Origin of the sequence: Kitasatospora sp. NPDC047058, from assembly GCF_040643935.1 — a bacterium.
GTDB lineage: Bacteria > Actinomycetota > Actinomycetes > Streptomycetales > Streptomycetaceae > Kitasatospora.
Genome location: NZ_JBEYVJ010000919.1, coordinates 1 through 1,182 on the forward strand (window position 1 = coordinate 1; position 1,182 = coordinate 1,182).

Here is a 1,182-nt window from a genome sequence, read left to right on the forward strand (position 1 = left end):
GCCATGCCCTTGGGCAGGATGAGGCCGGGCCGGATCATCCCGGCGATGCAGGAGCCGGCCGAGACGAGGGAGGCGAGGCCGTTGGCGGCGATGAGGACGGTCTGGACGGTGGACGGGCTCATGGTTGCGTCTCCGTGTGAATCATTCTGAGTGTGAACGATATCGGGAAGCTATCATTCCCCGCATGAGCGATGTCAACGGGGCAGCGGACGGCGATTCCGCGGGCCTGACCTCGACCGTGGTCTTCAGGCTCGGCACTCTGGGCGCGGTGGTCACCGACCGGTTCACCCGGGCGATCGAGGAGCTGGGCCTCAAGCCCAAGCACGTCGGCCTGATGGCTGCGCTCAGCCGTGACGCCGTGGCGTCCCAGCAGGAACTGGCCGCGCGGATGGGCGTCGCGCCGAGCCTGATGGTGTCGCTGGCCGACCACCTGGAGGGCCTCGGTGCGGTTCAGCGGGTCCGGGATCCGCAGGACCGCCGACGGCAGGTGCTGACGCTCACCGAGGAGGGCCACGACCTGCTGGGCCGCTGCACGTCCATGGCACGGACCCTGGACGATGAGCTCGTGGCCGGGCTGACGGAGGACCAGCGGAAGTCGCTGGACGAGGTGCTGCGCGTGATGGCGGGCCGCGCCGGCCTGCCGTAGCGGACGAGGGGACACGGGACGGCTCCTCGCTCACACCCCCGTGAGCGAGGAGCCGTCACCGACCTTCGGCGCCCCGAAGCGCCGAGGTCAGCGGCCGCCGTGCTCCCGGAGGGTACGGCGGGCGGCGCCCAGGACGAGCAGGGCCCAGAGGAGGCCGATTCCGGCCACGACGTAGACGCCGCCGACGAAGGGGCGGCCCCCGCGCGTCGCGGCGGGCGGGGCCCAGCCCTCCGGGTCGACCAGGACCGTGATGGTGGTGCCGGTGCTCGCCGACGAGGAGCAGCCCGGGCCGTCGTACGAGCCGTGCGGCAACGGGCCGCCGTCGGCCCGCCGGATGCCGCACGTCCAGCTCACCCGGCCGCTCCTGTCCTTCTCGCGGTGGGCCGAGGTGATCACCACGTCGGTCGCCGCTCCGCGGTGGGCGATCAGCTCCGCGCGGAGGCTGGCCGTCGGTGTGACGACCAGGAGGATGCCCAGCAGGACGCCGGCCTTCCTGCGCAGCCGCCGCGAGCGGATCGCACCCGAGCAGGTCGGCC

At 72.8% G+C, this 1,182-nt stretch carries 2 protein-coding genes; one reads left to right on the forward strand and one right to left on the reverse strand.

The genetic code is table 11. The features are described 5' to 3' along the window. Nucleotides 1–184 precede the first annotated feature (184 nt). Entirely contained in the window at nt 185–646 is a 462-nt protein-coding gene (locus tag ABZ885_RS41625; protein ID WP_360200472.1) for a MarR family transcriptional regulator, read from the forward strand. 87 nt (nt 647–733) lie between these two features. Here the strand turns inward: ABZ885_RS41625 and ABZ885_RS41630 are convergent. Next, nucleotides 734–1,182: hypothetical protein (locus ABZ885_RS41630; protein ID WP_360200474.1), on the reverse strand; the 449-nt coding region annotated here is incomplete at its 5' end.

What these genes read in the sequence shown, in the direction of transcription:
- ABZ885_RS41625 (WP_360200472.1), top strand. Translation starts at nt 185, where the DNA reads ATGAGCGATGTCAACGGGGCAGCGGACGGCGATTCCGCGGGCCTGACC.